Source organism: Pseudomonas izuensis (genome assembly GCF_009861505.1).
Taxonomy (GTDB): Bacteria; Pseudomonadota; Gammaproteobacteria; order Pseudomonadales; family Pseudomonadaceae; genus Aquipseudomonas; species Aquipseudomonas izuensis.
The window spans coordinates 36,442-58,010 of record NZ_WTFT01000015.1 but is presented as its reverse complement, the minus strand read 5'-3'; the positions used below and the strand labels follow the sequence as shown (position 1 = coordinate 58,010).

At 61.4% G+C, this 21,569-nt stretch carries 19 protein-coding genes and 2 pseudogenes; 6 read left to right on the top strand and 15 right to left on the bottom strand.

The features are described from left to right. Positions 1-193: 193 nt before the first annotated feature. Positions 194-1,279 (bottom strand): DUF1615 domain-containing protein, encoded by a 1,086-nt coding sequence (locus tag GPL81_RS16005; protein ID WP_160107560.1) that lies wholly within the window; start codon positions 1,277-1,279, stop codon positions 194-196. Positions 1,280-1,556: 277 nt separating this feature from the next. On the opposite strand from GPL81_RS16005, the gene GPL81_RS16000 reads away from it, so the two are divergent. After that, positions 1,557-3,092, top strand: coding sequence for an FAD-dependent oxidoreductase (locus tag GPL81_RS16000; protein WP_160107559.1), 1,536 nt, complete (start codon positions 1,557-1,559; stop codon positions 3,090-3,092). Positions 3,093-3,213: 121 nt separating this feature from the next. On the opposite strand, the gene hemB is transcribed toward GPL81_RS16000, so the two are convergent. Next, positions 3,214-4,188: a porphobilinogen synthase gene (gene hemB / locus GPL81_RS15995; protein WP_160107558.1), complete on the bottom strand. Its 975-nt coding sequence runs from the start codon at positions 4,186-4,188 to the stop codon at positions 3,214-3,216. Between the two features lie 155 nt (positions 4,189-4,343). After that, on the bottom strand, positions 4,344-5,054 hold the full coding sequence (locus GPL81_RS15990) for a glutathione S-transferase family protein (RefSeq protein WP_160107557.1): 711 nt from the start codon (positions 5,052-5,054) through the stop codon (positions 4,344-4,346). Positions 5,055-5,424: 370 nt separating this feature from the next. On the opposite strand from GPL81_RS15990, the gene GPL81_RS15985 reads away from it, so the two are divergent. Continuing rightward, positions 5,425-6,099 (top strand): histidine phosphatase family protein, encoded by a 675-nt coding sequence (locus tag GPL81_RS15985; protein WP_160107556.1) that lies wholly within the window; start codon positions 5,425-5,427, stop codon positions 6,097-6,099. A gap of 134 nt (positions 6,100-6,233) precedes the next feature. Here GPL81_RS15985 and mnmH read toward each other — a convergent pair whose 3' ends face one another. The 5 genes from mnmH to GPL81_RS15960 form a co-directional block, all read right to left on the bottom strand. Then, entirely contained in the window at positions 6,234-7,337 is a 1,104-nt protein-coding gene (gene mnmH, locus GPL81_RS15980) for a tRNA 2-selenouridine(34) synthase MnmH (protein WP_160107555.1), read from the bottom strand. Continuing rightward, positions 7,337-8,371 carry a selenide, water dikinase SelD gene (gene selD / locus GPL81_RS15975; RefSeq protein ID WP_160107554.1) on the bottom strand — a complete coding sequence of 345 codons (1,035 nt, stop codon included), beginning with the start codon at positions 8,369-8,371 and terminating at the stop codon, positions 7,337-7,339. The genes mnmH and selD overlap by 1 nt, the downstream gene beginning before the upstream one ends. Positions 8,372-8,510: 139 nt before the next feature. Next, positions 8,511-9,467, bottom strand: coding sequence for a quinone oxidoreductase family protein (locus GPL81_RS15970; RefSeq protein ID WP_160107553.1), 957 nt, complete (start codon positions 9,465-9,467; stop codon positions 8,511-8,513). 28 nt (positions 9,468-9,495) lie between these two features. Continuing rightward, entirely contained in the window at positions 9,496-9,669 is a 174-nt protein-coding gene (locus GPL81_RS15965; RefSeq protein ID WP_096509948.1) for a DUF1427 family protein, read from the bottom strand. A 213-nt stretch (positions 9,670-9,882) separates the two neighbouring features. Then, positions 9,883-10,668, bottom strand: a complete 786-nt coding sequence (locus GPL81_RS15960) for an AraC family transcriptional regulator (RefSeq protein ID WP_160107552.1) — start codon at positions 10,666-10,668, stop codon at positions 9,883-9,885. Between the two features lie 147 nt (positions 10,669-10,815). Here GPL81_RS15960 and GPL81_RS15955 point away from each other — a divergent pair, with 147 nt between their 5' ends. Then, a complete protein-coding gene (locus GPL81_RS15955; protein WP_160107551.1) occupies positions 10,816-11,043 on the top strand; it encodes a DUF6555 family protein in 228 nt (75 codons plus the stop codon). Between the two features lie 72 nt (positions 11,044-11,115). Here the strand turns inward: GPL81_RS15955 and GPL81_RS15950 are convergent, their stop codons facing one another. From GPL81_RS15950 to GPL81_RS15940, 4 genes and pseudogenes are all read right to left on the bottom strand, one after another. Beyond that, entirely contained in the window at positions 11,116-11,277 is a 162-nt protein-coding gene (locus tag GPL81_RS15950) for a metallothionein (RefSeq protein ID WP_096509945.1), read from the bottom strand. Positions 11,278-11,554: 277 nt separating this feature from the next. Continuing rightward, positions 11,555-12,310, bottom strand: a complete 756-nt coding sequence (locus GPL81_RS32000; protein WP_425502580.1) for a methyl-accepting chemotaxis protein — start codon at positions 12,308-12,310, stop codon at positions 11,555-11,557. A gap of 102 nt (positions 12,311-12,412) precedes the next feature. Continuing rightward, positions 12,413-13,231, bottom strand: a pseudogene (locus tag GPL81_RS31995) (cache domain-containing protein); the annotation flags it as partial. A gap of 183 nt (positions 13,232-13,414) precedes the next feature. After that, on the bottom strand, positions 13,415-14,731 hold the full coding sequence (locus tag GPL81_RS15940) for a Na+/H+ antiporter family protein (protein ID WP_160107549.1): 1,317 nt from the start codon (positions 14,729-14,731) through the stop codon (positions 13,415-13,417). A 219-nt stretch (positions 14,732-14,950) separates the two neighbouring features. On the opposite strand from GPL81_RS15940, the pseudogene GPL81_RS31990 reads away from it, so the two are divergent. The 3 genes and pseudogenes from GPL81_RS31990 to GPL81_RS15930 form a co-directional block, all read left to right on the top strand. Then, positions 14,951-16,240, top strand: a pseudogene (locus tag GPL81_RS31990) (methyl-accepting chemotaxis protein); the annotation flags it as partial. 102 nt (positions 16,241-16,342) lie between these two features. After that, the gene (locus tag GPL81_RS31985) at positions 16,343-17,098 is read left to right on the top strand and encodes a methyl-accepting chemotaxis protein (RefSeq protein ID WP_425502579.1); all 756 of its coding nucleotides are present in this window, start codon (positions 16,343-16,345) and stop codon (positions 17,096-17,098) included. Positions 17,099-17,392: 294 nt separating this feature from the next. After that, positions 17,393-19,069 (top strand): MFS transporter, encoded by a 1,677-nt coding sequence (locus GPL81_RS15930; RefSeq protein WP_160107547.1) that lies wholly within the window; start codon positions 17,393-17,395, stop codon positions 19,067-19,069. 127 nt (positions 19,070-19,196) lie between these two features. On the opposite strand, the gene GPL81_RS15925 is transcribed toward GPL81_RS15930, so the two are convergent. The 3 genes from GPL81_RS15925 to GPL81_RS15915 are packed head-to-tail and all read right to left on the bottom strand — an operon-like array spanning position 19,197 to position 21,487. Next, positions 19,197-20,513 carry a sensor histidine kinase gene (locus tag GPL81_RS15925; RefSeq protein WP_160107546.1) on the bottom strand — a complete coding sequence of 439 codons (1,317 nt, stop codon included), beginning with the start codon at positions 20,511-20,513 and terminating at the stop codon, positions 19,197-19,199. Further along, complete coding sequence (locus GPL81_RS15920) at positions 20,510-21,178, bottom strand: response regulator transcription factor (protein ID WP_160107545.1); 669 nt, start codon at positions 21,176-21,178, stop codon at positions 20,510-20,512. The genes GPL81_RS15925 and GPL81_RS15920 overlap by 4 nt, the downstream gene beginning before the upstream one ends. Before the next feature lie 3 nt (positions 21,179-21,181). Next, on the bottom strand, positions 21,182-21,487 hold the full coding sequence (locus GPL81_RS15915) for a PepSY domain-containing protein (protein ID WP_160107544.1): 306 nt from the start codon (positions 21,485-21,487) through the stop codon (positions 21,182-21,184). Positions 21,488-21,569: the final 82 nt, after the last annotated feature.

The window sequence follows — 21,569 nt, the reverse complement described above, 5'->3', positions numbered from 1 at the left end:
CCGCCCCCCGCCCCCGCTCCAAGCCCCCCCCTGGCCGGGCCGCTGGCGCCGACCACCTGCAAGGCAACCGCGTCGCCGCCGATGGCTCCGACCACCTGCAAGGCAACCGCGTCGCTTGACTCAATCGCAACATCGCAGCACCCAAAAAGCCCGGCCTGATCAGCCGGGCTTTTTTCGTTTTCTTCCCGTGATTTCAGCGCGCCATACAGCGCTGGTAACGCTCGTCGACCCTTTTGGCAAACCACGCCGTGGTGAGTTTGCGGGTGATTTTCGGGCTTTGCAGCACGATCCCCGGCAGCACCTCACGGGGCAATGGCCGGCCTTCGGCCTGTTCGGCCAACGCGAACACCCGCTGGTAGAGCCGGGTGTTTTCGAATGCCAGCGTGTTGCCCTCCTCCAGTTGATCCCGGATCGTCGGATTGCGCATATCCAATTGCTGGCCGAGGGTGCGCACGGCCTTTTCCGTGGTGCCGGGCATGATCGAGTCATAGCGGACCAGATCGCCATCCAGCGCCAGCGGGATACCTGAAGCCCGGCTCACGGCATTCTGGAATGCGGCATTGCGGCTGGCGTACCAGCCGGCGTTGAAATCAGCGAAGCGATACAGTGGCTGCGGGTAGCTCACCGGGTAACCGAGCAAATGCGCGATGCCGAAATACATGCCACCACGGCGGGTAAAGACTTCACGGCGGATCGAGCTGTCCACCGGGTAGGGATAGTCCTTCGCGTGCTGCTCGGCGAAGTCGATGCTGACCTGCATCGGTCCGCCGGTATGCACCGGGTTGAAGCCTGCAAACAGGGTCTTGCCCATCGGCACCATGCCGATGAAATCGTCGAAAATCGCGCTCAGTTCCTTTTCGCTGCGTGCCGCATTCAGCCGGTCGCTGTAGCTTTTGCCAGTGGACGAACGCACCTGCAACGCACCGCTGACCAACAGGCCGGGAATGTGCGCCTTGGCCGCCCGGCGGTCGATCTCGTCACGGGCAATCTTGCCCAGGCCCGGTACGGGCGGGTCGGCCTGGAAGGTCGACTCCTGCTCGGTGACGGCCAGTACCGCACAGAGGTTTTGCGTGGTGGGCGCAATGTTCTGTGCGGCAAACGCGGCATAGATGTCCGTGGCCCAGCCTTGGCGGTCAACGGCCTGGGCCGGCAGCAGGCGCACGATTTGCGCCTTGACTTCGGCGGGCGTGCGCACCGGAGGCTCCCGGGTCTGTTGGCTGCCGCATCCGGCCAGCACCAGCAAGGCGGCGATGCTCATGATCAAACGATGGACGTGCATGTTGCTCCAGGGAGTCGGAATAGCCGTGTCAACCATAAGGCCGATGGCAGGGTGATGGCTATGACCGTCGCGACGATGCACTGTTCCTCAACCCTGACACGATCCTTGTAGGAGCGAGCCTGCTCGCGATGGCGGTTTAACATTCAACATTGATGTTGTCTGGTCGTCCGTCTTCGCGAGCAGGCTCGCTCCTACAGGGGTTTTCCGCTTGGCGCACAATCTGGCTGTCCGGCCTGTTTGGACCATACTTGCTCCACTCGGTGAGGAGGACAGGCACATGCATCGTAGCGACGTGTTGATCATCGGTGCCGGCCCGACCGGGCTGGTACTGGCACTGTGGCTGAGCAGACTGGGTGTTCGCGTGCGGATTCTCGACAAAACCTCGACGCCCGGCACCACGTCCCGGGCGCTGGCGGTTCAGGCGCGGACACTGGAGCTGTATCGACAGCTCGACCTCGCCGACGCTGTCGTCAAGAACGGCCATCGCGTGGCGGCAGCCAATTTCTGGGTCAAGGGCGAACCCGTTGCCCGCTTGCCCCTGAACCGAGTCGGCGAAGGCCTGACGCCCTACGCGTTCCTCGAAATCTATCCACAGGACGAGCACGAGCGCCTGCTGATCGACCGCCTCGAAACCTTCGGCATTACGGTAGAGCGCAACACCGAACTGCTCGGGTTCGATGAAACCGGTGACAGCATCACCGCCACCCTGCGCCTGCCCGATGGCCAGCAGGAAACCTGTCAGGCCTGTTACCTGGCCGGCTGCGACGGTGCCCGGTCCATTGTGCGCAAGGCCCTGGACACCGGATTCCCCGGTGGCACCTATCAGCAGATTTTCTATGTCGCCGATGTCCAGGCCAGTGGGCCGGCGTTCAATGGCGAACTGCACGTGGATCTCGATGAAGCGGATTTTCTCGCCGTGTTCCCGCTGGCCGGCGAAGGTCGTGCACGTTTGATTGGCACGGTCCGTGACGAACGCGCCGAACACGCCGAAACCCTGCGATTCGAGGACGTCAGCAGCCGGGCCATCGGCCATATGCAGGTGAAGATCGAGCAACTGAACTGGTTCTCGACCTACCGCGTGCATCATCGGGTGGCGAATCATTTCCGCACCGGGCGCGCATTTTTACTCGGCGACGCCGCCCATGTGCACAGCCCTGCCGGTGGTCAGGGCATGAACACCGGGATTGGCGATGCGATCAACCTGGCCTGGAAGCTCGCGGCCGTATTGAGTGGCGGCGCCGAGGCCCGACTGCTCGCCACCTATGAAGCCGAACGCATCGCGTTCGCCCGCAAACTGGTGGCCACCACCGACCGGGTCTTCACCTTCGTCACCGCCGAAGGCCGCATGGCCGACTTGCTGCGCACACGTCTGGCGCCGTTCCTGCTGCCGAAAATGGCTTCGTTTGAAACGTCCCGCGAATTTCTCTTTCGCACGGTGTCACAGATCACCCTGAACTACCGAGGGATGCCCTTGAGCACGGGCGTGGCCGGGCACGTTCACGGCGGCGACCGCTTGCCTTGGGCGCACGATGGCGAGGGGGACAATTTCGAATCGCTGAAATGTCCGACCTGGCAAGTGCATGTGTATGGCGACACCAGCGACGAGATGATCGCCTGGTGCAACGAACATCATTTGCCGCTGCATGTGTTCGACTGGCGACCGGCGTTCGAAACGGCAGGCCTGGGGCGAAACGGCTTTTATCTGTTGCGCCCGGATACGTATGTGGCGATTGCCGAAACGTGCTCGGATCCGAAGGTGATCGAGCGGTATTTCAGCCATCACGGGATCAGGCCGTTTTTTGGCAAATCCTGAAGCCAACAAAATCCCCTGTAGGAGCGAGCCTGCTCGCGATGACGTCATTTCAGTCGACAAATGAGTGACTGTCAGATCGCTATCGCGAGCAGGCTCGCTCCTACAGGGGGGGACGTAGCCTTTAGATCCCCGCCAGGGCCAGGTCCATCGCAAAGTAGGTAAAGATCAGATCCGCCCCGGCCCGCTTGATCGCCCCCAGGCTTTCGCGCACCACGCGATCTTCGTCGATGGCCCCCGCCTGCGCGGCGAACTTGATCATCGCGTACTCGCCGCTGACCTGATACGCCGACAGAGGCAGGCGCGAGGCTTCGCGGATGTCGCGGATGATGTCCAGGTACGCACCTGCCGGCTTGACCATCAGCGCATCGGCGCCTTCCTGTTCGTCCAGCAACGATTCGCGCACCGCCTCGCGGCGGTTCATCGGGTTCATTTGATAGCTTTTGCGGTCACCCTTGAGCGCGCTGCCACCGGCTTCGCGGAACGGGCCATAGAGCGCCGAAGCGAATTTGGTCGAGTAGGCCATGATCGCCGTCTGGGTGAAACCGGCCTCATCCAGTGCCCGGCGAATGGCCCGGACCTGCCCGTCCATCGCCGCCGACGGCGCAATCACGTCGGCACCGGCGCGGGCCGCCGCTACGGCTTGCTTGCCAAGATTGATCAGGGTCTGGTCGTTATCCACTTCATGGTTGTGCAGCACGCCGCAATGGCCGTGATCGGTGTATTCGCAGAAACAGGTGTCGGACATGACGATCATGTCCGGCACCGCATCCTTGGCAATGCGTGACATGCGCGACACCAGACCGTCTTCGCGCCAGGTGTCGCTGCCATTGCTGTCCAGGTGATGGGACACGCCGAAGGTCATCACCGACTTGATCCCGGCCCGGGCATAACGCTCGATTTCACCGGCCAGTTTCGATTCCGGAATGCGCATCACACCGGGCATGCTTTTGATCGGCACGAAATCGTCGATCTCTTCTTCGACGAAAATCGGCAGGACCAGGTCGTTCAGGCTGAACTCGGTTTCCTGGAACAGACTGCGCAGGCTCGCATTGCGGCGCAGACGGCGTGGACGTGCTTCGGGGAACTGGCTGGACATGAATATTCCTGATAATCGGGGGGGTATGAACATAACCCCCTGTAGGAGCGAGCCCTGCTCGCGATGGTCGTCAACGATTACGCGACAAGCCTGTCACCCCGCGGCGATCCGAGGCTTTTCGCGAGCAGGCTCGCTCCTACAGGGTATGCGGTGTGTCAGTTGGAGACGGGTTTCGGGATTTCCAGCCCGCGCTTCACCGCCGGCCGCGCCAGGAAGCGCTCCAGCACCCGCGTGACATTAGGGAAATTCTGGATCCCCACCAGATCGCCGGCCTCATAGAAGCCGATCAGGTTGCGCACCCACGGAAAGGTGGCGATATCGGCAATGGTGTAGCGCTCGCCCATGATCCAGTCCCGGCCTTCCAGGCGTTTATCGAGGACAGCCAGCAGGCGCCTGCTTTCTTCGACGTAGCGGTCACGGGGACGCTTGTCTTCGTAATCCTTGCCGGCAAATTTGTTGAAAAAGCCGAGCTGGCCGAACATCGGGCCAATCCCGCCCATCTGGAACATCAGCCACTGGATGGTTTCATAACGTGCCGCCGACTCCTGGGCCAGCAATTGCCCGCTCTTGTCGGCCAGGTAAATCAGAATCGCCCCGGACTCGAACAATGGCAACGGTTGGTCATCCGGGCCGTGCGGATCGAGGATGGCCGGGATCTTGTTGTTGGGATTCAACGACAGGAACTCCGGGGACATCTGATCGTTGGTGTCAAACCCTACGCGGTGTGGCTCGTATGGCAGGCCGATCTCTTCGAGCATGATCGAGACCTTGACGCCGTTGGGGGTCGGCAAGGAGTACAGCTGAATCCACTCCGGATACTGGGCCGGCCATTTTTTGGTGATGGGGAATGCAGACAAATCGGTCATGGGGATGGGTCCACGGGAAAATTGAGAATGTCGATCATAATGCAGATGATGCAGGGTGTGACGCGTGGCGCCATCAATACCGTTGATGGTCAAGATCAAAGGAGATCACAGCACTCTGATGCACCAGACAGTGTATTGTGTCCACAATTTCGCAACATCCTGTCGATAACCTTTACACTCACCTGTTTAAGGTTACCGGTACATTGCTGCGCCCCGTGGCCGGAATCGAACCAAATGGGCTTCAGTGAACTCTGAGCACTGCCCGTTATAAACGGACTGGTTTAAACGACGGGGAAAACACCCGACGCAGGAAATTCGAGGTATAAAGGATTATCAGCCTTCACCCAATACGCTGAAGAACCCATTTTCGATGACGAACTTTCTGAAACTCGCCAATCGCTTCAAACACCGCGCCTTTATATTCCTGCCCGCCCTCCTGGCGGCGGGTGCGTTGTTCATGTTGCTGGAGGCCCGCGAAAGCCGTGCTCAACCGGCGGACGGCACGCAGACGCTGGTGTTCCTGCGCCACGCTGAAAAGCCTGCCGGCGGCCTGGGCCAGCTCAATTGCCAGGGCCTGAACCGCGCCATCGACCTGGCGACCCTGCTGCCGGAAAAATTCGGCAAGGCCGACTATGTGTTTGCCGCCAACCCGACACGCAATGTAGAGGAAGGCGAGCTAAACAATTCCTACAGCTACATCCGCCCGTTGATGACCATCAGCCCCAGTGCGATCAAGCTCGGCTTACCGGTGAATATCAATTTTTCGGCCAACGACACCAGCGACCTGGCCGAGGAACTGCTGCATGACAAGTATCACAACTCGGTGATCTACACCGCCTGGTCCCACGGTTACCTGCCGGAGCTGATCAACAAGGTCGCCGGGGAAGCCGTCGGTGAGAAGCAGACCATCACCGAGGATTGGGAATCCAGTGATTACGATTCGCTGTATGTGCTGACCCTGACCTGGCATAACGGCAAGGCCAGCCTGCAAAGCCACAGCTACAAGCAAGGGCTGGATAACGGGCCGCAGACTTGCCCGATTTGAGTCGTGCAGGGCCTGATCGGGCCTCTTCGCGAGCAGGCTCGCTCCTACAGGGGGGTTAAGGTGCACACAGATTCAATGTGGGAGCGACGGTACGACGATTCGACCTGCTCGCGAAGGGGCCGGTAAACCCACCCTCAATTTCGCAGACTGCCCCGCTCCCGCAGATACGCCAGCACCGCCCCCCGCTCCCCGGCAAACTCGATCCGCGCGCCCTTTTTCTCGCGCTGAAACGCATACATCGGGTCGTAATACTCAACCAGTAGCCCTTCGATCCAGCCCCGGTGCAAATCCACCGCGCCGCTGCGTCCCTGCTCCGCCAGGGCGTCTTCCATCAGCACCAGCATCCGCCGATGCCGCTCGCCACCCAGGCGTTTCTGCACATTGTTCAGACTGTCCAGCAAGCGTTCGGAAAACAGCACGAAACCTTCATCGCCATGCACGCGGATGAACTCGGCACACAGGTCCACCACATAATCACGCAGGATCCGCTCGACCCGTCCTTGCAGGCTGTCTTCGAGCCAGACCATCGGAAACTGCTGCATCCCCTGATACAGCGACAACGGCAACGCGCAACTGCCGATGGCCCGGCTCTCGTCTTCCAGCACGAATTGCTCACAGCCAAGGGCGCGCTTTTTCAGCAGGTCTACGGCAATACGATTCTCAAAGTCGATATTGGTCGGCTGGCCCGTGGCGCGTTTACCGAAACTGGAACCGCGATGATTGGCGTGACCTTCAAGGTCCAGCCCGTTGTTCAATTGCGTCAGCACTTCGGTTTTGCCGGTGCCGGTCATACCGCCCAGCAGCACGAAATCGCACTGGGCAACGGCCTGATCGACCGTATTCAACAGGAAATTGCGCATGGCCTTGTAGCCGCCAGCCACCCGCGGATAGTCGATACCGGCCTCGTCCTTGAGCCACTGCTGGACGATCTGCGAGCGCAGTCCGCCGCGAAAACAATACAAATACCCATCGGGATGCGCCCGGGCGAAGTCCGCCCAGGCCTGGATGCGCTCGGCCTTGACCGCGCCGGACACCAGTTGATGGCCCAGGTCAATGGCGGCGTGCTGACCCTGTTGCTTATAGCAGGTGCCGACCCGTTGCCGCTCGTGATCGTTCATCAGCGGCAGGTTGACCACACCGGGGAACGCGCCCTTGGCAAACTCGACCGGCGCGCGGACATCCATCATCGGCCGGTCGTTGAGGAAGATATCGCGGTAATCGGTGCTGTCGACAGCCATCAGGACACCTCGACCGCGTGTGTCTGTCGCTCGATCAGTTCACCAATCGGTGCCAGGTCCAGGCCCAGCCCGGCAGCTATCTCCAGGAACTGCTCGTTGCTGTCCGGGGTGACGGCGATCAGCAGCCCACCACTGGTCTGCGGGTCGCACAGCAAGCGTTTATGCAGTTCCTGCAAGCGTCCGAGCTTGCTGGCGTAGCTGTCGTAATTACGCAGCGTCCCGCCGGGAATGCAGCCCTGTTCGAGGTAATACTCGACCCCCGGCAGACGCGGCACCCGGTCATATTGGATGCGAGCAGTCAGGTTGCTGCCGTCCGCCATTTCCACCAGATGCCCGAGCAGCCCGAAACCGGTGACGTCGGTCATCGCCGTCACGCCATCGAGCTTGCCAAAGCGGCTGCCGGGTTTGTTCAGGGTGCACATCCAGTCACGGGCCAGGCCAATGTCGGCGTTGCGCAACTTGCCCTTTTTCTCGGCGGTGGTGAGGATGCCGATGCCCAACGGTTTGGTCAGGTAAAGCAGGCAGCCGGCGGTGGCGGTGTCGTTGCGCTTCATGTGGCGTTTTTCCACCAGGCCAGTGACGGCCAGGCCGAAGATGGGTTCCGGCGCATCGATGGAATGCCCGCCAGCCAAAGGGATGCCTGCCTCGTCGCACACCGAACGGCCGCCGCGGATCACTTCCCGGGCAATCTCTGGCGCCAGCACGTTGACCGGCCAGCCGAGGATCGCAATCGCCATCAACGGGTCACCCCCCATGGCGTAAATATCACTGATGGCATTGGTGGCGGCGATACGGCCGAAATCGAAGGGATCGTCGACGATTGGCATGAAAAAGTCCGTGGTCGACACCACGCCGCGCTCTTCATCGATGGCGTACACCGCCGCATCGTCACGCGAGGCATTGCCGACCCAGAGTCTGGGGTCCAGATTCTGCGCCCCGCTGCCGGCCAGAATCACTTCCAGTACCTGGGGGGAAATCTTGCAACCGCATCCAGCGCCGTGGCTGTACTGGGTCAGACGGATCGGTTCGCTCATCGGGGGTACCTCGTAGGATCGATGAGGCCGATTCTAGCCTTGTGGGAGCGGGCTTGCTCGCGAAAGCGTCGGCACATTCAGCATCAATGTGACGGATAAATAGCCTTCGCGAGCAAGCCCGCTCCCACAGTGAGAGGGGTTATGGCAACAGAATCACCTTGTCACCACTGCCCTGATTCACCTCTGCATAACGCGCCAACCCTTCGGCCAACGGTGATTCGAACAGCCCCTGGGGCAATGGCAACAGGTCCTGATCGAAGAATTGGCCGAACTGATCGAGCATCGCCGCGCAGGCCTGTACGCCGTACAGCAGGGAGTTGATCCCTACCACCGAGCCGCCCTTGCGATACAGCGCCAGTGCCGGCAACTGCACCATGCCATCCACCGGTGCGGCGATGATCGCGATGCGGCCGAAGGTGGCCAAGGCCGCGACGGACGCTGGCAGCCAGAAGCCCGTGGTGTCGAAAATCACGTCAGCGCCACCGGTGAACACCGCATTCACCTGCGCCCCCAGGTCCTCGGGCTTGTCCAGTTGCAGCGTCCGGTAACCCTGGGCCTGCAAATCCTTGACCTGCTCCGGCCGTCGCGCCGCCGCCAGCACCTGGGCACCGCGCACTTTCGCCAATGCCAGCGCGGCACTGCCGACCGCCCCGCCGCCGATCACCAGCAAACGGGTTTCAGCTGTCACCAGGCTGCGCTCCAGCGCATCCCACGCCGTGGTGTAGGGCACGCCAAGGCTGGCGGCCTGGGCAAAACTCAGATGACTGGGCTTGAGCGCAACGCCCTTGGCCGGCAGTTTGACGAACTGCGCATGGGAACCATCGGCGAAAAAGCCCAATTCACGCCCCGTGCCCCAGACCGGCTGGCCGATCAGTGCTTGCGGACCTTCAACGACGATGCCGGCGAAATCACGACCGGGAATCCTTGGCAACGTGGTGTAGGGAAAACGTCCCAGGACGTTCTTCACATCGCTGGGGTTGAGTCCGGCGGCCTTGATTTCGACCAGTACTTCATCGGCACCGGGCACGGGGGTGGCCACCTCGACGTAGCGCAAGGCCGCGAGATCGCCGGTTTTGTCGAATTGCAAAGCTTTCATGGGGTTTCCATCCAGTAAATAAAGGGATTCAGGAGATCCAGCCAGCAACCAACTGACGGCCCATCGGCCAGAGCTTTTCACCGGCCAGCATGCCCAACAGGCCTACCAGGGCGATGGCTGGCGGTGCGGGGGAACGAAAATCCAGGGCGCCGTAGATCAGGCCGACACCCAGGCCGATCGACAGGGAAATGAAGTAGCTCATGGCAGACTCCGCGGGCAATTGAGGTATGCCTGAAGTCTAGAGCGGGGTGACCTCGAGCATCTGCCAAGTGCTTCTGAATTTCGGCCAAAACACGATTCTGTAGGAGCGAGCTTGCTCGCGATGGTCGTTAACGATAACGCGTGCTTTCTGAATAAACGCGCCGTGATTGAGTTCATCGCGAGCAAGCTCGCTCCTACGGGGGGCAGGTTTTCGTTAGGGTTGAACGTGGGATTGGCTTGCACAAAACTGCGAAGGCGCGACACCCAGTTCCCGACGGAACATGTCGCTGAAGCTGCTGGGGGAATAGCCCAGTTCCCGGGCAATCGCACTAACCGGTACGCCCTGGATCAACTCTGCCGCCGCCGTCGCCAGTTGCACCTGGCGCCGCCACTCGGCAAAGCCCATGCCCAGGCCATCCTTGAACAGTCGTGCCAGGGTACGCACGCTGGCACCAGCGGTTTCGGCATGCTGTTCGAAAGGAATGTCCAGGGAAGGCTGGGCCATGACCGCCTGGCACAGGTTCATCAGCCGCCGGTCGGAATCGTCCGGCAAAGGGATTTTCATCAGCGAGCGCCGGGCCCGCTTGAGCTCCAGCAATGCCAGCCCTACCAACGCGTCGTAATACTCGGGGGCACCGTGGTCGCCCTGCTCCACCAGGCCGACGATCAACTCCCGCAGCAGCCCGCCGACTTCAATCACCTGCACGCTGTCATCAAGCGTTGCCGCCAGGGACGGTCGCAGGTAGATGTTGCGCATTTGCAGGTCCGTCACCACGCGAATCCCGTGGGGCACCCCCGGCGGCAGCCACACCGCCCGTTGCGGCGGTACCACCAGCGCCTCATGGGGTGTCTCGACCCACATAACCCCGCTCATCGCGTACAGCAACTGCCCCCAGACGTGCTCATGCGGCTCGATGAACAGCCCGCGCGGATAGGTACGCGCCAGCGGTTGCACGGGCACATCGGTGTCACTCAGATCCGGCGGGGCGGCAAGGGCCATGGGCTATGATCATTAGCTTTGGAGGGAAGGCTTTATGTTAACCAGACCCCGGACAGGCCGCCAGGAGCACAACCGTCTGACAATTTGACTGAATTTTCCGTCTGACCCGCGATCCGTTTATGTACCACAGGGAGGAATACGGGCCATATGAACAACGCAAAACTCTTCGTCATCGAGTACACCCTTCATGGCGTCCCCAAATCGTTCATCATTCGTCTGGAAAAAATGGACAACGCCGAAGCCTGGCATTGGGCGAGTTGCGACGCGGGGGTGGGCCGGATCCCGCGATTTGGCCGGGAAAAAGTGCAAAAGACCAGCAAGCCGATGGCAGAGAAGTTCGGCGTGGAAAACGTCAAATGGCGACCGGCGAGCTGATGCCTTTACAGCCTGTCGCCTTTAAAAAAAGCGGAGCCCGAACGGGCTCCGCTTTTCAATGCGTGATAGCTGTCAGCCATGAGCGCACTTGCAACCTTGATTGGCACACTCTTCACCATGCTCATGGTGCTTGGCGCAGGCTTCACAGCAAAAGTGCTTGCCGTGACGCACGATCGGATGCTCACCAAGCTTGCAGTTACATTTAGGGCAGTCACACTTACGGTCATCGGTCATGACGCTGACTCCTTATGCAGTGGTCGGGCTGAACAAAAACACCCCGTCTTACCAGTGTAGGAGCTGGCTCGCCAGCGAAGGCGGTCTTGAAACTTGCATCGCCAATAAAGTCGCCTTCGCCGGCAAGCCGGCTCCTACAGGTATTGTGTCAGGCGCAAATTATTCATTCATCCCCGGCCCTTGTGGGAGCTGGCTTGTCGGACCGCCGCACCGCAGCGAAGGCGACCTCCAGACGTGCATCGCCCATGCGGACGCCTTCGCCGGCAAGTGGGGTGTGTCAGATGCGGAATTGCCCGACCAGGCCGCCCAGGCGCTGCCCCAGCTCCGCCAGACTGCGTGATGTCTGCGCACCCAGCTGAGTCTCACCAGCCACGTTATCCACCGCCACCGCAATCTGATGCACGCTGCGGTTGATCTCTTCGGCCACGGCGGTCTGCTCTTCGGCGGCACTGGCGATTTGCGCGTTCATCGAATTGATGGTGGCGATCAGTTGCGCCATGGTGTCGAGGGACGCGCCGGCTTCGTTGGCCTGGGCCGAAGTGCCGTCACCGGCCTCACTGGATCGACGCATGGCTTCCACCGCCGACTGGGTGCCGGCCTGCAAACGGTCGATCATGCCCTGGATTTCCTGGGTGCTGATTTGCGTGCGACTGGCCAGTGCCCGCACTTCATCGGCCACCACCGCAAAACCGCGTCCGGCTTCACCGGCGCGGGCCGCTTCGATCGCCGCGTTGAGCGCCAGCAGATTGGTCTGTTCGGCAATCGAGCGAATGACCCCGAGCACGCTGACAATCGATGACACGTCCTTTTGCAGGCTGTCGAGGGACACGCCACTGCTGCGAATGTCATCCACCAGTGCATGAATCTTCACGATACTACCGGCCACCACGCGCTTGGCGGCCTGGCCTTCTTGATCGGTCTGCTGCGCGGCCACCGCGGCGTTCTGCGCGCTCTTGGCCACTTCCTGGGCCGCGGCCGACATTTCATTGATCGCCGTGGCGACCTGATCGGTTTCGTGACGCTGGCGCTCCATGGCCTGGTCCGAGCGGTGAGCCTGGTCGGACACCTGAGTCACCAGCCCGGTCAGTTGCGAGGTCATTTCGGTGATCTGACGTACCAGGCCGTGAATTTTGTCGACGAAACGGTTGAACGAACCGGCCAGCTCACCCAGTTCATCCTGACTGGTGATGGTCAGGCGCCGGGTCAGGTCGCCCTCGCCCGCCGCGATGTCGTCGAGGTTGGCTTTCATCAGGTTCAGCGGACGCAAAATGGTATTGGCCAGCAGCATCCCGGCCGCAGCGATCAACAACAGCACCACCACCGCCACACCGACGATGCTCAGCACCACGCCTTGCATGCGCTCCTGAACCTGAGCCTCGACCGCAGCCACTTGCGCCTCGATGCCGTCGAGGTTGACCGAGGTACCGACCGCCATGTCCCACTTCGGCAGGTATTCGGTGTAGCCGAGTTTCGGCACCAACACTTGTGCGTTGCCCGGTAGCGGCGAGCTGTATTGCAGGTAATGGCTCCCGTCCTTGGCGACTTTCACCAGGTCGCGGTTGACGTAGACGCCGTTCGGGTCGCGATTGTCCTTGAAGCTCTTGCCCACGCCGTCAGGGTCGTTGGCCTTGAACAGGCGCACGGTCTCGGAGTCGTAGCCGAAGAAGTAGCCTTCCTTGCCGTACTTGATGTTCGACATCAGCTTGATCGCCTGGGCCCGCGCTGTGTTATCGCCCTGGGCGGCGGCGTCGTACAGCGGCTTGATGGTGGTCATGGCCACGGCCACATAGCTTTGCAGGGTGGCCTTGGCATCGCTGAGCAGGCGCTCGCGGGTTTGCTCGACTTCGTGACGGGCCTGGCCCTGGAGGATGAACAAAGTAGTCAGGCTGATGACCAGCGCGAAGAGCAACACCGGGAGGACGGCAAGGGACAGGACTTTGGCCTTCAGGCTCATGCGCATGACGTTCACTCTTTTGGTTTTATTGGCGTGGGTAAAGGCTTTAACGGCACGCGAAACCAAAAGTTGAGGTCACACTGTGGGAGCAAAGCTTGCTCGCGATAGCGGTGTACCAGTCGACATCAATGTTGAATGTCAGTACGCCATCGCGAGCAAGCTTTGCTCCCACAGGGATGGGGATTACAAAACCATCGCGGCAATCCACCCAAACGCCAGCAACGGCAGGTTGTAGTGCAGGAAGGTCGGCACCACGGTGTCCCAGATGTGGTGATGCTGGCCGTCGATGTTCAGGCCGGACGTTGGGCCGAGAGTCGAATCCGAGGCCGGCGAACCGGCGTCACCCAGGGCGCCGGCGGTGCCGACGATGCACACGATGGCCATCGGGCTGAAGCCCAGTTGCACGCACAACGGCACGAAAATCACCGCCAGGATCGGCACCGTGGAAAACGACGAGCCGATGCCCATGGTCACCAGCAGCCCCACCAGCAACATCATCAACGCGCCAATGGCTTTGCTGTGATCGATCCAGCCGGCCGACGCCTCGACCAGCGTCTGCACGTCCCCGGTCGCCTTGATCACCTCGCCGAACCCGGAGGCGGCGATCATGATGAAACCGATCATCGCCATCATTTTCATGCCTTCGGTGAACAGATCATCGGTATCACGCCACTTGACGATGCCCGACAGCGAAAAAAGCAGGAAGCCCGCCAGCGCGCCGATGATCATCGAGTCCAGCAGCAACTGAATGATGAACGCCGCCGCGATGGCCAGGCCTGCCACCATCAGGCTCAACGGGTTGTATTGCACGGCCACCTGCTCCACTTGCTCGATCTTTTCCAGATCGTAGACGCGCTTTTTGCGGTAGCTGATAAACGCCACCCCGAGCCCGGCCAGCATGCCCAGCGCCGGGATGCCCATGGCGTGGGTGACGTTGATGCCGCTGATGTCCACGCCGCTGCGGGCGACGTTGGCCAGCAGGATTTCATTGAGAAAGATATTGCCGAAACCCACCGGCAGGAACATGTACGGGGTGATCAGGCCGAAGGTCATGACGCAGGCGATCAATCGGCGGTCCAGTTGCAACTTGGTCAGCACATATAAAAGCGGCGGCACCAGCAGCGGAATGAACGCGATATGTATCGGCAAGATGTTCTGCGAAGCAATGGCCACCACCCAGAGCAGGCCGATCAACAGCCATTTGACCTGTCCCCCACCACTGGCGTGCTGGCGATCGACCATCGCCAGTGCCTTGTCAGCCAGGGCATGGGCCAGGCCGGACTTGGCAATGGCCACGGCGAAAGCGCCAAGTAACGCGTAGGACAACGCCACCGTCGCCCCGCCGCCGAGGCCGCTGTTGAAGGCCTTGAGTGTCGCGTCGATGCCCAGGCCACCAGTCAGGCCACCCACCAGCGCCCCGACGATCAACGCGATGACCACATGCACGCGGGACAGACTGAGTATCAGCATGATGCCGACCGCGGCAATCACTGCATTCATTTCATTACCTCGAGACAAACGGAAAGACTCCGTCCGGCAGTCTGCGAAGAGCCGCCAGCGGATTTAAGAATGGGTTTTATTAGAGGGCGCGCACTGTGAAGGAAGCAGCGGCAAGCTGCAAGCCTTGCTCCCACAAGAAGCGCTCACCACCCTTTAGAAAGCCGATCTGCGGCCGCTACAGTGCAAAGTCTCAGATATTTATCGAATAAGGACGTCTCCATGTCGCTCAGACAACTCTCCATTCAATGGAAAATCACCCTGCTGGCCGGGCTGTGCCTGGCCGGCATCGTGACCCTACTGGTGGGGCTCTCGCTGTATCGCATGGAGCACAGCTCCGAGCTGGTGAAAGCCTCGAGCATGGAGATGTTGACCGAAGCCGCCCAGGCGCGGATCGAGTCCCAGGGTGAAAACCAGGCGCTGGGCATTCGCCAACAGTTCATGGACGCCTATCAATATGGCCACGGCTTTTCGCGGCAGGTGCTGTTTCTGCGCGAGCAGGCCGAGAAACGCTTTCTCGATGCCTTCGACCTGCGCGAGGACCTGACCCGCCAGGTCAAGTCGGCCCTGCAGGCCAACCCGGAATTGCTCGGCCTGTCCCTGGTGTTCGAACCCAACGGACTGGACGGCAAGGACGAGCTGTTCGCCGGCCAGAGCGACGTCGGCAGCAACGAAAAAGGCCGCTTTGCCCTGTACTGGTCGCAACCGACCCCAGGCAAGCTGACGTCCATGCCTCTACCGGAAAAAGACATCGCCGACACCAGCACCGGCCCCAGCGGCGAAGCGGCCAACGCCTGGTTCACCTGTCCTCGCACCAGCCTCAAGCCCTGCGTGATCGAACCGTACTTCTATGCAATCGACGGCCAGAACGTGCTGATGACCAGCATCGTTTTCCCGTTGATGGTCAATGGCAAGGTCATCGCATCGCTGTCGGCGGACATCAACCTCAACAGCCTGCAAGCGGTCAGCCAGAGCGCAAGCAAGAAGCTCTATGACGGCCAGACCAGCGTCAGCATCGTCAGCCCGGCCGGTTTGCTCGCCGGCTACAGCCCGGACGCCAGCAAACTCAGCCAGCGCCTGGAAGCCGTGGACCAGCGCAGCGGTGCCGAGCTGATGCGCATGCTCGCCACAGCCAGCAAGACCACCAGCCTGCACAGCGATCAGCAGCTCAAAGTGCTGGCACCGTTCCAGCCGATTCCGGATGGCAAGGCCTGGGGCGTATTGCTCGACGTGCCGGAGAAAGTGCTGGTCGGGCCTGCCGAAGCGCTGAAAAAACAACTGGATGAAAGCAACACCGCCGGCACCCTGACCGAGCTCGGCCTGGGCGTGCTGGCTGCATTGATCGGCCTGTTGCTGGTATGGCTGATGGCGCGCAGCGTGACCAAGCCGATCCTCGGCGTGGCGCACATGCTCGAAGACATCGCCAGCGGCGAAGGTGACCTGACCCGTCGCCTGGCCTACGACAAAAAGGATGAGCTGGGTCAATTGGCCGGCTGGTTCAACCGCTTCCTCGACAAGCTGCAACCGATCATCGCCGAGGTCAAACGCTCGGTGCAGGACGCCCGCAGCACCGCGGACCAGTCATCCGCCATTGCCACCCAGACCAGTGCCGGCATGGAGCAGCAATACCGCCAGGTGGATCAGGTCGCCACCGCGTCCCACGAAATGAGCGCCACCGCCCAGGACGTTGCCCGCAGTGCCGCCCAGGCAGCCCAGGCGGCGCGGGACGCGGATCAGGCGACCCGTCAGGGCCTGACCGTGATCGACCGCACCACCGCCAGCATCGACAACCTCGCCGCCGACATGAGCGCGGCGATGGTCCAGGTCGAAGGCCTGGCCGCCAACAGCGAAAAGATTGGTTCGGTACTGGAAGTGATCCGCGCCATCGCCGAACAGACCAACCTGCTGGCGCTCAACGCCGCCATCGAAGCGGCGCGTGCCGGTGAGGCCGGGCGCGGTTTTGCGGTGGTGGCCGATGAAGTGCGCAATCTGGCGCGACGCACCCAGGAATCGGTGGAGGAAACCCGCCTGGTGATCGAGCAACTGCAAAGCGGCACACAGGACGTGGTGGGGTCGATGGGCAACAGTCATCGCCAGGCTCAGGGCAGCGTCGAGCAGGTCGGCCAGGCCGTGACGGCCCTGCGGCAGATCGGCGATGCGGTAACGGTCATCAGCGACATGAACTTGCAGATTGCCAGCGCCGCCGAAGAACAGAGCGCGGTGGCCGAGGAGATCAACAACAACGTGGCGACCATTCGCGATGTGACCGAGTCGTTGTCGGGGCAGGCCAATGAGTCGGCGCGGGTGAGCCAGTCGCTCAATAGCCTGGCCAATCAACAGCAGAGTTTGATGGATCAGTTCCGCGTTTAACCCCCTCACATCTCATGTGGGAGCAAAGCTTGCTCGCGATAGCGGTAGATCATTCAATACCGCGGTGACTGACCTGCCGCTATCGCGAGCAAGCTTTGCTCCCACAGGTTCACCTACAGGTTCTGTGTCTGCCGTGATGGCGAGTGGATATCTTTGCAAAGCCGATTATGCTTTTAGAGACTTCGCAGCAATGCGAGGCCGTCAGCTTGTGTCCGATGACATCAGCCCCAGGGCCAGGGTGCGGCAACAACAATGAAGGTGCTCCGGCCTAAAACAAGAAAAACGGAGAGTCTCATGGCGGCAATCGACAATACATCCACGGGCAGCGCGCCCCACCACGGCATTACCAAGGAGGAGCGCAAGGTCATTTTCGCTTCGTCCCTGGGCACCGTGTTCGAGTGGTATGACTTCTACCTGTACGGTTCCCTCGCCGCGATCATCGCCAAGCACTTCTTCGCCGGCGTCAACGAAACCACCTCCTTCATCTTCGCCCTGCTCGCGTTTGCCGCGGGCTTCGCCGTACGCCCCTTCGGCGCGATTGTATTCGGCCGACTGGGGGACATGATCGGGCGCAAGCACACCTTCCTCATCACCATCGTGATCATGGGTGTGTCCACGGCGGTGGTGGGCTTTCTACCCGGCTACGCAACCATTGGCGTGGCGGCGCCGATCATCCTGATCTCCCTGCGCCTGTTGCAGGGCCTGGCCCTGGGGGGTGAATACGGTGGCGCAGCGACCTACGTGGCCGAACATGCACCGAAAGGCAAACGCGGTTACTTCACTTCGTGGATTCAGACGACCGCGACCCTCGGCCTGTTTCTGTCGCTGCTGGTGATCCTCGCCTGCCGCACGGCGCTGGGCACCGAGGCCTTCGAAGCCTGGGGCTGGCGGATTCCCTTCCTGTTGTCGATCCTGTTGCTGATCGTCTCGGTGTACATCCGCCTGCAACTGAGCGAGTCGCCGGTGTTCATGAAAATGAAGGCTGAAGGCAAGGCGTCCAAGGCGCCGCTGACCGAGTCCTTCGCCCGCTGGGAAAACCTCAAGATTGTGATCATGGCCCTGCTCGGTGGCACCGCCGGCCAAGCGGTGGTCTGGTACACCGGGCAATTCTATGCGCTGTTTTTCCTCCTGCAGACGCTGAAAATCGACCCGCAGACCGCCAACTTGTTGATTGCCGGCTCCCTGCTGATCGGCACGCCGTTCTTTGTCATTTTCGGCAGCCTGTCCGACCGCATCGGCCGCAAGGGCATCATCATGGCCGGCTGCATTCTGGCCGCCGTGACTTACTTCCCGATCTTCCATGCGCTGACCCAATACGGTAACCCCGACGTGTTCGTCGCGCAGGCGAAAAACCCGGTCAAGGTGGTCGCCAACCCCGATCAGTGTTCGTTCCAGTTCGACCCGGTGGGCAAGGCCAAATTCACCAGTTCCTGCGACCTGGCCAAGACCGTGTTGGCCAAGCGGGCCATCCCCTATGAGAACGTGAAGTCCGAACCGGGCACCGTCGCGCAAGTCCGCGTCGGCGAGAAAGTGATCACCAGTTTCGAGGGCACCGGCATGCCGGCCGCCGACTTCAAGACGCAGAACGACGCTTTCACTGCCTCGCTTGTCACCGCCCTCAAGGAGGCCGGCTACCCCGAGAAGGCCGATCCGGCCAAGACCAACTACCCGATGGTGCTGCTGCTCCTGACGATCCTGGTGATCTACGTGACCATGGTCTACGGGCCGATCGCCGCCTGGCTGGTGGAGCTGTTCCCGGCGCGCATCCGCTACACCTCGATGTCGCTGCCCTACCACATCGGCAACGGCTGGTTCGGCGGCTTCCTGCCGACGGTGGCCTTCGCCATGGTCGCGGCCACGGGGGATATCTACTACGGGCTGTGGTACCCGATTGTCATCGCGGTGATGACGGCCGTCCTGGGGATTTTCTTCATGCCGGAAACCAAGGATCGGGAGATTCATCACACCTGAGATGCGCAACACAGATCATTGTAGGAGTGAGCCCTGCTCGCGATGGCGGAGTGTCAGTCGATAAAAGTATTGGCTGACACTCCGCTATCGCGAGCAGGCTCACTCCTACAGTTTTTGCAGTGTGTCTTCAATTACGTTTGGGTAGTTCGATCAGCACCTTCAACCCACCCCACTCGCTCTCCTGCAACCGCAACACCCCGCCCCAGGTGTCGACGATGTCACGCACGATACCCAGGCCCAATCCATGGCCATCGGTCTGTTCATCCAGCCGTGTACCACGACCGAACACCCGATCGCGGCGGTCTTCGGGAATGCCCGGCCCGTCGTCCTCCACACTCAATTCAAACCCGTGGGCAGTTTCGATCACACTCAAGCGGACCTCGGCATCCGCCCATTTGCAGGCGTTGTCCAGCAGGTTGCCGAGTAATTCCAGCAGGTCTTCGCGATCCCACGGCAGTTGCAGGCCCGAGGGTGATCGATAGCTCAAGTTCAGGTGTTGCCCATGGATCATGTTCAATGTCGCCAGCAAGCCGGGCAGTTCGACGTCGCAGTCAAACAGAGCGCCGGGCAGTGCGTCGCCGGCCAGACGGGCGCGGTTGAGTTCACGGTTGAGCCGCTGTTGGACCAGCTCCAGTTGCGCCTTGAGAATCTTGCGCAGTTGCGGGTGGGCGTCGAGCTGCTCGCTTGACGCCAGGCTCAACAGCACCGCCAAGGGGGTTTTCAGGGCGTGGCCGAGATTGCCCAGGGCATTGCGTGAGCGCTTGAGGCTGTCCTCGGTGTGGACCAGCAAATGGTTGATTTGCGCCACCAGCGGTTCCAGTTCCACCGGCACCTGATCATCAAGCTGCGAGCGCTGGCCCTGTTGCAGCTGCGCGATCTGTTCCCGGGCCTTTTCCAGTGGCCGCAAGGCACGTCGCACGGTAACTCGCTGCAACAACAGGATCAGCAGCAATCCCGCCAATCCCAGGCCGAGACCGATTTGCCGCATGCGCTGGAAGCTCTCTCGCACCGGCGTATAATCCTGCGCCACGCTGATGGAGATCGACTGGCCCAGCCGGCGATAGTCCGAACGCAACACCAGCAACTGCTGGCCCTCCGGCCCCAATTGCAGGTTGCTGTGCAGGCCGGGATGTTCGAGGCGCGGCAGTTCCTGATCCCACAACGACCGGGAGCGCCAATGACTGTCGGCAAAATCGATACGGAAGTAATGACCGGAAAACGGTCGTTGGTAGGCCGGCGACAAATGCCGCTCATCCAGTTGCAGGCCCTGCGGCCCCCGCACCAGCGCCACCAGCAGGTTCTCGCTGTCGATGCGCAGCCCGGATTCGAGGTAGCGCTGCAAGCCCACTTCGAACAGCCACAGACTGGTTTGCGCCAGTATCAGGCCGACGACCACCAACACGCTGATCAGGCCCAGGCTCAAGCGGCGCTGGATCGATCTCACTGCGCTTGCCCGCCGAACAGGTAACCTTGGCCGCGACGGGTGTCGATCACGCTGCGCCCGAGTTTGCGCCGCAGGTGATTGACGTGGACTTCCAGCACGTTGGAGTCGCGCTCGGTTTCACCGTCGTAGAGGTGTTCGGCGAGATGGCTTTTGGAAAGGATCTGATCCGGGTGCAGCATGAAGTAACGCAGCAGGCGGAATTCGGCGGCGGTCAGCTGAATTTCAGCGCCGTCGCGGGTCACGCACTGGCGACCTTCATCCAGCTGCAAGCCCGCCGCCTTGAGCGTCGGTTGATTGACCTGGCCGTGGGAGCGGCGCAACAGGGCCTGGACCCGCAGGTGCAGTTCTTCCGGATGGAAAGGCTTGGTCAGGTAATCGTCGGCGCCGGCCTTGAGCCCTTCGATGCGCTCGGCCCAGGAACCGCGGGCGGTGAGGATCAGCACCGGCGTGGCCAGGCCACCGGCACGCCACTGCGCCAGCACCTCGAGTCCCGGCAACCCTGGCAGGCCGAGGTCGAGGATGATCAGGTCATAGGGTTCGCTACTGCCCTGGTACACCGCGTCGCGACCGTCGGCCAGCCAATCCACGGCATACCCTTGCCGATTGAGGCCGGCCATCAGTTCGTCGGCCAGGGGCACATGGTCTTCCACCAGGAGCAAACGCATCGGTCAATCTTCCTTGTCTTTCAGTAAACGGCCGGTGGCGGCATCGAGCTCGAGCTCGCGGACCACGCCTTCAGGGGTCAGCAACTCGACTTCATAAATGTAGACGTCGTGCTTCTCTTCGAGATCGGCTTCCAGCAGCTTGGCCCCCGGGTAGCGGTCCAGCGCTTGTTGCAGCAGTTGTTCAAGCGGCAGGATCACGCCTCGCTGGCGCAGGCGCAGGGCTTCGTCCTGATCCAGGTCGCGGGCGTGGACGGGGCTGGCGGTCAGGCCGATGAGGGACGCGGCGAACAGGGCCGTCAGGGTGTTCATGGGTGTTTCCGTATTCTTCGGGTCTTACCTAAGGGGGCCACCATAGCAGCATCAACTTAATTGAAACTGAATGGCCATCATC

Bases quoted from the DNA above. Each gene is read 5' to 3' on its own strand.
- GPL81_RS15990 (WP_160107557.1), bottom strand. From the start codon at position 5,054: ATGACCGATTTGTCTGCATTCCCCATCACCAAAAAATGGCCGGCCCAG.
- GPL81_RS15965 (WP_096509948.1), bottom strand. From the start codon at position 9,669: ATGAGCTACTTCATTTCCCTGTCGATCGGCCTGGGTGTCGGCCTGATC.
- GPL81_RS15930 (WP_160107547.1), top strand. From the start codon at position 17,393: ATGGCGGCAATCGACAATACATCCACGGGCAGCGCGCCCCACCACGGC.
- GPL81_RS15950 (WP_096509945.1), bottom strand. From the start codon at position 11,277: ATGACCGATGACCGTAAGTGTGACTGCCCTAAATGTAACTGCAAGCTT.
- GPL81_RS31985 (WP_425502579.1), top strand. From the start codon at position 16,343: ATGGAGCAGCAATACCGCCAGGTGGATCAGGTCGCCACCGCGTCCCAC.
- GPL81_RS15960 (WP_160107552.1), bottom strand. From the start codon at position 10,668: ATGGCCCTTGCCGCCCCGCCGGATCTGAGTGACACCGATGTGCCCGTG.
- GPL81_RS15970 (WP_160107553.1), bottom strand. From the start codon at position 9,467: ATGAAAGCTTTGCAATTCGACAAAACCGGCGATCTCGCGGCCTTGCGC.
- GPL81_RS15915 (WP_160107544.1), bottom strand. From the start codon at position 21,487: ATGAACACCCTGACGGCCCTGTTCGCCGCGTCCCTCATCGGCCTGACC.
- mnmH (WP_160107555.1), bottom strand. From the start codon at position 7,337: ATGGCTGTCGACAGCACCGATTACCGCGATATCTTCCTCAACGACCGG.
- selD (WP_160107554.1), bottom strand. From the start codon at position 8,371: ATGAGCGAACCGATCCGTCTGACCCAGTACAGCCACGGCGCTGGATGC.
- hemB (WP_160107558.1), bottom strand. From the start codon at position 4,188: ATGTCCAGCCAGTTCCCCGAAGCACGTCCACGCCGTCTGCGCCGCAAT.
- GPL81_RS16000 (WP_160107559.1), top strand. From the start codon at position 1,557: ATGCATCGTAGCGACGTGTTGATCATCGGTGCCGGCCCGACCGGGCTG.
- GPL81_RS15920 (WP_160107545.1), bottom strand. From the start codon at position 21,178: ATGCGTTTGCTCCTGGTGGAAGACCATGTGCCCCTGGCCGACGAACTG.
- GPL81_RS16005 (WP_160107560.1), bottom strand. From the start codon at position 1,279: ATGCACGTCCATCGTTTGATCATGAGCATCGCCGCCTTGCTGGTGCTG.
- GPL81_RS15940 (WP_160107549.1), bottom strand. From the start codon at position 14,731: ATGAATGCAGTGATTGCCGCGGTCGGCATCATGCTGATACTCAGTCTG.
- GPL81_RS32000 (WP_425502580.1), bottom strand. From the start codon at position 12,310: ATGGAGCGCCAGCGTCACGAAACCGATCAGGTCGCCACGGCGATCAAT.
- GPL81_RS15985 (WP_160107556.1), top strand. From the start codon at position 5,425: ATGACGAACTTTCTGAAACTCGCCAATCGCTTCAAACACCGCGCCTTT.
- GPL81_RS15955 (WP_160107551.1), top strand. From the start codon at position 10,816: ATGAACAACGCAAAACTCTTCGTCATCGAGTACACCCTTCATGGCGTC.